This window comes from Propioniciclava sp., assembly GCF_036744435.1.
In the GTDB taxonomy this organism is placed as follows: domain Bacteria; phylum Actinomycetota; class Actinomycetes; order Propionibacteriales; family Propionibacteriaceae; genus Propioniciclava.
Genome location: NZ_DAIOIA010000147.1, coordinates 1 through 6,792, shown reverse-complemented (window position 1 = coordinate 6,792; position 6,792 = coordinate 1). Strand labels below are relative to the sequence as shown.

At 70.2% G+C, this 6,792-nt stretch carries 7 protein-coding genes; 1 reads left to right on the top strand and 6 read right to left on the bottom strand.

Annotated elements, in window-relative coordinates; all coding sequences use genetic code 11:
* Nucleotides 1-129: 129 nt before the first annotated feature.
* The 4 genes from V7E09_RS13860 to V7E09_RS13845 are packed head-to-tail and all read right to left on the bottom strand — an operon-like array spanning nucleotide 130 to nucleotide 4,719.
* Nucleotides 130-780 (bottom strand): LutC/YkgG family protein, encoded by a 651-nt coding sequence (locus V7E09_RS13860; RefSeq protein WP_324511760.1) that lies wholly within the window; start codon nucleotides 778-780, stop codon nucleotides 130-132.
* On the bottom strand, nucleotides 777-2,255 hold the full coding sequence (locus V7E09_RS13855) for a LutB/LldF family L-lactate oxidation iron-sulfur protein (protein WP_324511759.1): 1,479 nt from the start codon (nucleotides 2,253-2,255) through the stop codon (nucleotides 777-779). Before V7E09_RS13855 ends, V7E09_RS13860 begins: the two co-directional genes overlap by 4 nt.
* Entirely contained in the window at nucleotides 2,252-3,004 is a 753-nt protein-coding gene (locus V7E09_RS13850) for a (Fe-S)-binding protein (RefSeq protein WP_324511758.1), read from the bottom strand. Before V7E09_RS13850 ends, V7E09_RS13855 begins: the two co-directional genes overlap by 4 nt.
* A 20-nt stretch (nucleotides 3,005-3,024) precedes the next feature.
* Nucleotides 3,025-4,719 carry an L-lactate permease gene (locus V7E09_RS13845; RefSeq protein WP_324511757.1) on the bottom strand — a complete coding sequence of 565 codons (1,695 nt, stop codon included), beginning with the start codon at nucleotides 4,717-4,719 and terminating at the stop codon, nucleotides 3,025-3,027.
* Nucleotides 4,720-4,836: 117 nt separating this feature from the next.
* On the opposite strand from V7E09_RS13845, the gene V7E09_RS13840 reads away from it, so the two are divergent.
* Nucleotides 4,837-5,526, top strand: a complete 690-nt coding sequence (locus V7E09_RS13840; RefSeq protein ID WP_324523566.1) for a FadR/GntR family transcriptional regulator — start codon at nucleotides 4,837-4,839, stop codon at nucleotides 5,524-5,526.
* Nucleotides 5,527-5,540: 14 nt separating this feature from the next.
* On the opposite strand, the gene V7E09_RS13835 is transcribed toward V7E09_RS13840, so the two are convergent.
* Nucleotides 5,541-6,494, bottom strand: a complete 954-nt coding sequence (locus V7E09_RS13835) for a 1-phosphofructokinase family hexose kinase (RefSeq protein WP_324511755.1) — start codon at nucleotides 6,492-6,494, stop codon at nucleotides 5,541-5,543.
* A 109-nt stretch (nucleotides 6,495-6,603) separates the two neighbouring features.
* On the bottom strand, nucleotides 6,604-6,792 hold a 189-nt coding region (locus V7E09_RS13830), incomplete at its 5' end, for an ATP-binding protein (RefSeq protein ID WP_324523564.1).

The window sequence follows — 6,792 nt, the reverse complement described above, 5'->3', positions numbered from 1 at the left end:
CGGAGGTCTTCGCTACCTCACCCGTTCACAACCTCCCGGGGAAGTACACCTAGCCTAGTGCGGACGCGGCCCCCGACCGGGAACGGCGACGGCCCGCCCCTGGCAGGAGGCGGGCCGTCGGGGCCGTGGTCAGTCGACCAGGATCACCCAGAGGTGGCGGGGTCCGTGGACGCCCTCCACCCGGCTCAGCTCGATGTCGCTCGTGGCCGATCCGCCGCTGAGCCAGGTCACCGGACGCCGGGCGCGCAGCGCCGGCGCCAGCCGCGCGATCCCCTCGGGGACGTCGCTGACGACCTGCTCGGAACGCACCACGCACACGTGGCAGTCCGGCAGCAGCGACAGCGCGCGGCGTCCCTGCCCGAGGCCGTGATCCAGCGCGATGGTGCCCGAGTCGGCCATCCCGACCGCCGCGGTGGTGACCACGGCGGCGATGAGGTTGAGCTCGGCGTGGCTGAGCTCCGGGTCGTCTCGGAACACGGTGACACCGGCGGCCGTGACGGCCTGCACCCAGGCGTCGGGCAGGCCCTCGGGCAGCACCGCGCTGGCGGCGTCCAGACCGACCAGCGCGTCCACGATGGCCGCACCGATCCCGTCCTCGGCGACGCGCACCACGCGCGCCTTGTAGTCCTCGACCTTCTCCACGAAGTCGGCCAGCACGTCGGCCGTCGCCAGCGGCTGACCGTAGGTCCACTCGACCGGCACGTCGAGGGCCGGATCCGGCTCGGTGACGTCGGCGGTGGCGGTGCGGATCCGCTGCAGGATGTCCTCGCGGGCGCTCATCGCGTCCCCTCCTCGTGTTCGTTCTTCCACCATTGCCGGAACGTCTGGGTCGGTGGTGCCTCGACGTCGCGGGCCTGCAGCCAGCGGTCGGCCAGCGGCAGCGGGATCGGGCCGATCCACTTGTCCTTGTAGATACCGCCCGCCGCACGTGAGGCCACCTGGACGGTGGCCAGATGGCGACCGTCGCTCATCACCCATCCGGCGCTCTTCATGAGCCCCTGTTCGATGGTGGGGTGCTTCGACGTCTTGTACTGGGCCACCTTGTGGCGCAGGTGCACGAGGATGTCGGTGAAGGGGATCCGGACCGGGCACACCTCGTTGCAGGCGCCGCACAGCGTGGACGCGTAGGGCAGGGCGCGGTCGTTGGCGTTCTCCAGACCGCGCAGCTGCGGGCCGAGGATGGCGCCGATCGGGCCGGGGTACATCGAGCCGTAGGCGTGGCCCCCCACCCGTTCGTAGACCGGGCACACGTTGAGGCAGGCCGAGCAGCGGATGCAGCGCAGCGCGGCGCGTCCCTCGGGATCGGCGAGCACGTTGGTGCGCCCGTTGTCGAGCAGGATCACGTGGAGATCCTGGGGGCCGTCGCCGGGGGTGACGCCCGTCCACAGCGAGGTGTACGGGTTCATCCGCTCGGCGGTGGAGGAGCGCGGCAGCAGCTTGAGGAAGACCTCGAGATCCTCGATGGTCGGCACCAGCTTCTCGATCCCCACCACCGACACCAGCGTCTCGGGCAGGGTGAGACACATCCGGCCGTTGCCCTCGGACTCGACGATCACCAGCGTCCCGGTCTCCGCGACGATGAAGTTGCCGCCGGAGACGGCCATCTTGGCGCGCAGGAACTTCTCCCGCAGGTGGTTGCGGGCGGCGGCGGTCAGTTCGGCGGGGTTGTCGGAGACGTCCGCGGGGGCGGGCGCGCCGTAGGTGCCCATCTCGGTGGTGAAGATCTCCCGCACCTCGGAGCGGTTGCGGTGGATCGCCGGGACGAGGATGTGGCTGGGCAGGTCGTGGCCCAACTGGACGATGAGCTCGGCCAGGTCGGTCTCCCAGGCGGCGATCCCCTCCGCCTCCAACGCCTCGTTGAGGTCGATCTCCTGGGTGACCATCGACTTGATCTTGACGACCTCGTCGACCCCCTTCGCCTTGGCGATGTCCGCGACGATCGTGTTGGCTTCGGCGGCGGTGCTGGCCCAGTGGACGGTGATCCCGGCGTCCGTCATGGCCTTCTCGGCCTGGACCAGGTAGTCGTCGAGATGGCGTCCGACGCGGTCCTTGATCTGGGCGGCCGCGGTGCGCAGTTCCTCCCAGTTGGGGACCTCCTGTGCGCGGGTGATCCGCTTGGCGCGGATCGTCCCGGTGGCGTGGCGCAGGTTCTTGCGCTGCTCGGCCTTGTTGAGTTCGGTCTTGACCGCCTTGGGGAAGGGCGGGATGTCCTTCCAGGACGGCGGTTGCGGGGTGAGTCGCTCGTGGGCGGTCATGCCACCGCCACCTCCTTCTCGGTGCTGGCGAGGATCTCGGCGAGGTGGATCGTCTTGATCCCGGAACGCTGCCGGTGCAGCACGCCGCCGATGTTCATCAAGCAGGCCTGGTCGCCGGCGACCAGGTACTCCGCTTCGGTGGAGCGGACGTGCCGCGCCTTGTCGGAGGCCATGGCGATCGACACGTCGGGGTTCTTCAGGGAGAACGTGCCGCCGAAACCGCAGCACTGCTCGGCCATGGGGAGTTCGACCAGGTCGATGCCGCGGACGGCCCGCAGCAACTGCAGGGGACGGTCGCCCACCTTCGTGATCCGCACCGAATGGCACGTGGGGTGGTAGGTGACCCGGTGGGGGAAGTAGGCGCCCACGTCGGTGACACCCAGCACGTCGATCAGGAACTCGGTGAGCTCGTAGGTGCGGCCCGCGACGGCGGTTGCGGCGGCCTCCAGCCCGGCGTCGCCTGCCCAGTGGGCGAGCATGCCGTGCTGTTCACGCACCGAGCCGACGCAGGAGCCGGACGGCCCGACGATGTAGTCGTAGCCCTCGAACGAGCGCACATAGTTGCGCACCGTCGGGATCGACTCCTTGTAGTAGCCCGTGTTGGTCATGACCTGACCGCAGCAGGTCTGGCGCGGCGGGAACTCCACAGTGCAGCCGAGTCGCTCCAGGAGCTTGACGGTCGCGATCGGAATGGACGGTTGCATCGTGTCATTGATGCAGGTGGCGAACAGGGCAACGCGAGGGCCCATGTGATTTCCTTTCGATCCGGTCACGGGAGCAACCAACTCAGGACGGGTGTGGACATGAGGCCGGACAGCAGGCACAGCAACGCCAGCAGGGCGAAGCTCCATCCGATGATGCGGCGCAGGATCGTGGACTCCGATCCCGGGATGCCGATGGCGGTGGCGGCGATGGTCAGCGACTGGGGCGAGATCATCTTGCCGACGACACCGCCGGCCGCATTCGAGCCGACGAGCAGGGCCCGCATCTGTTCCACGTCGAGGTGGCTGCCGGGGGCGATCTGGGCGCCGACGCCGGACTGCAGCCCGGAGAACAGGATGTTGGCCGAGGTGTCCGACCCGGTCACATAGGTGCCGATCCAGCCCAGGACGGGGGCCACGAACGGGTAGGCCAGCCCGGCCGCGGCGAAGAACATGCCGAGGGTGAGCGTCTGCCCGGAGTCGCCCATCACGTAGGCCAGGGCGACGACGGAGCCGATGGTCAGCATCGCGAACCGCATCTTCTTCACGTTCGTCCACAGGACGCCGAGGATGGCCGGCAGCGTCATCTTGTAGATCAGGCCGGTGACGATCGCGACGAAGGCCAGCAGGATGCCGGGGGTGGACGCCCAGGCGAACGTGTAGGTCTGGTGGGCGGCGGGGTTGCCCGCGGAGTCCAGCAGGCCGGACAGGCCGGGCCAGGCGATGCGGATGTCGGTCGAGGCTAGGGCCGCCTTGATCGGCGGCAGCGCGGCGATGGCGAACACGACGATCACCAGCAGGTAGGGGACGACCGCCATGAAGATCCGCTGCGGGGTGAGCCCGGAGGCGTCCGCGTCGACCTCGACCACGCGGGTGCCTTCGCCCTCCAGGCTGGGGTCGATCGGGATGCCGATGCGGGCGGCCGCCTCCTCGCCGCCGGTGGGATGCCACAGCCGCAGGAAGACGATGGTGACCACGAGGCTGAAGACGGCGGCGAAGACCTCGGTGAGGTTGTAGAGCGGGGTCGCGGACACGATCCACTTGGTGATGCCGAAGCTGACGCCCACCACGAGCCCGAAGGGCCAGCACTCGCGGAGTCCGCGGCGCCCGTCCATGACGGCCAGCAGCAGGAAGGGCACCACGAGGCACAGCAGGGCCGTGAGGCGCCCGGTGATGGGGGAGATGGCCAGCACGTCGTCGAAGCCGCCGGTGCGGGCGGCCATGAGCACGGGGAGCCCGACCGCGCCGAACGCCACGGGGACGGTATTGGCGAGCAGGGCGATGAGCGCCGAGCGGAGCGGGGCGAACCCGATGGCCACGAGCATGGCCGCCGTGATGGCGACCGGGGCGCCGAATCCGGCGAGGGCCTCCAGGAGGCCGCCGAAGCAGAAGGCGATGAGCAGGCCGAGGATCCGGGGGTCGTCGCTGATGAGGAAGAAGGTGCGCTTGAGGTCCTCGAATCGCCCTGCGGCGACGGTGACCTCGTACATCCAGATCGCCGCGACGAGGATCCAGATGATCGGGAAGATGCCGTAGACGAAGCCGTGGACGCTGGTCGACAGGGCCAGCAGGGGCGGCATGCCGAAGACGGTCATGGCCACGAGGAGGGCGACCAGCCAGGAGAAGGGCCCGGCGAGGTGGGCCTTCCAGCGAAGGCCGCCCAGCGTGACGAGCATGGCGACGATGGGAAGGGCCGCGACCAGGGCCGACAACCAGGGAGAGCCGAGTGGATCGAGCGAGGGTTGGAAGGTCTCCAAAAGCATGGGTGAACTCCGTCGTTCAGTTGGTCTGACCAGTTGCCGTACCGGTCAGACCATATTCCGGTGTTTCTCCGGCGTCAACCAAGGTTCACCTTCCCCCGCATCGGCAAGAATGACCCCATGACTGACACCACCCACGGGTTCGAGGGAGTCCTCGACTACCTCACCAATGAGATCCTGGAGGGTCGGGTCGTCCCCGGCGACCGCCTGCCCAACGAGCGCGTGCTGGCGGCGCAGTTCGGGGCCTCCCGCAGCGCCGTGCGCGAGGCGATCAAGGTACTCAACGCCCAGGGGGTGCTCACGTCACTGGCAGGGCCAGGGGGCGGGACGCGTGTGGCAGCCCAGCAAGGCGACGCGCTGGGCCGGATGCTGCGCCTGCACGTCGCCCTGGACGCCATCTCGTTCGCGGAGGTGACCGAGACGCGCGTGGTGCTGGAACGCGCTGCGGCGATGGCGGCGGCCGAACAGCGCGACGATGCCGGGCTGGCCGAACTGGCGGCGATCATCGCGGCGATGTGGGCCACCCCGGACGCCGCGCGGTTCAACAGTCTCGACACGTCCTTCCACGTCACCATCGCGGGGCTGGGGGCCAACCGGCTCATCCGCGACGTCACCGTCGCGATCCGGGAGGCGGTCGCCCGGCCCATCCTGCTGGCCGAGCAGCGGCTGCCCGGCTGGGATGCGATGCGCGAACGTCTCAACCGGGAGCACGAGGGCATCGTGGAAGCACTGCGTTGGGGAGATGGCGCGCTGGCCGCGCAACGCTGCGAGGACCACATCCGGCAGGCGCACCGCAACCTGCTGCCCTGAGGGCCGCCGCCCCGTCAGGCGGTGAGGGACGAGACCAGGACGGTGACGGCGGCAGCCTGCTCGGGCTGGGGGACGTTGGCGCCCGGCAGCAGCACGCAGGCGGTGCCGTAGGCGACGGCGCGCGCCAGCGCGTCCGCGTCCTCGGCTCCGTCCAGGCGGGCCAGCAGATACCCGGCCAGCGCCGAGTCGCCCGCCCCGACGGCGGAGACGACCTTGACCGGTTCAGCGACGGCGTACCAGGCGCCGTGGTCGGTGACCAGCACGGCACCCAGCGAGCCGATCGTCGCCAGGACACGGGGGATGCCGCGATCGACCAGCGACTGGGCTGCGGCGACCGCCGGGGCGATGTCGCCGCTCAGCAGCGCCTCGATGAGGGGCATGCCGGAGGCCACCTGCAGTTCGGCGGCGTTGGGGGCGAACACGTCAGGGGCGCTGCCGGGTAGAGCGGCCATGACCGCGAGCAGCGCCTGACCGTGCGTGTCCACGGCAACCGGGACGTTCACCTCGTGGGCGAGCTGTGTCAGCCGCACGAACCAATCCGCCGGGGCCCCCGGGGGCAGCGAACCGCACAGGGCCAGCCAGTCGGCGCCCGGGACCGCCGCCATCACCGTGCTGAACAGCGCCGTCACGTTCTCGGGAGTGAGCGGCTCGCCCGGCTCCACGAACTTCGTCACCGTGCCGTCGGGGTGGGTGACGCCCAGGTTGGTGCGCGCCCGGCGCCCGACCGGGACGGGACGGTTCAGGACCCCGCGCTCGCGCAGCGCCTCGGTGAGCGGATCGTCGGGGTCGAGCGGGAGCACCGCCAGCGTCGAACAGCCGGCGTTGTGCAGTGCACGGCTCACGTTCACGCCCCGGCCTGCGGCCTGCGTGCTGACTCCGGCGAGCTGGTTGCGCTGCCCCACCGCAAGCTCGTGCGGCAGAGAGGCGGTCCGATCCAGGCTGGGGTTCGGCGTGAAGGTGATGATCACGGCCACAAAGTAGCGTGACGCCGCTCGCATCCGCTGGCGCCGCCACGGATCGGATGGCCGCCCACCAGGGGAGACGATGTGCGTCGGGGACCGCCCGCGAGCAACCCGGTCACCGGGCGGGGGCCAGGGGGACGCGCACGATGAAACAGGTGTCGCCGGGCACCGACCGCATCTCGACCGTTCCGCCGTGCGCCTCCACCACAGCGGCCACGATCGCCAGGCCCAGGCCGGTCGACTGTACGCCGCTGCGCTGCCGTGCTCGGCTGACGTCGCCGCGGGTGAAGCGCTCGAAGATCCG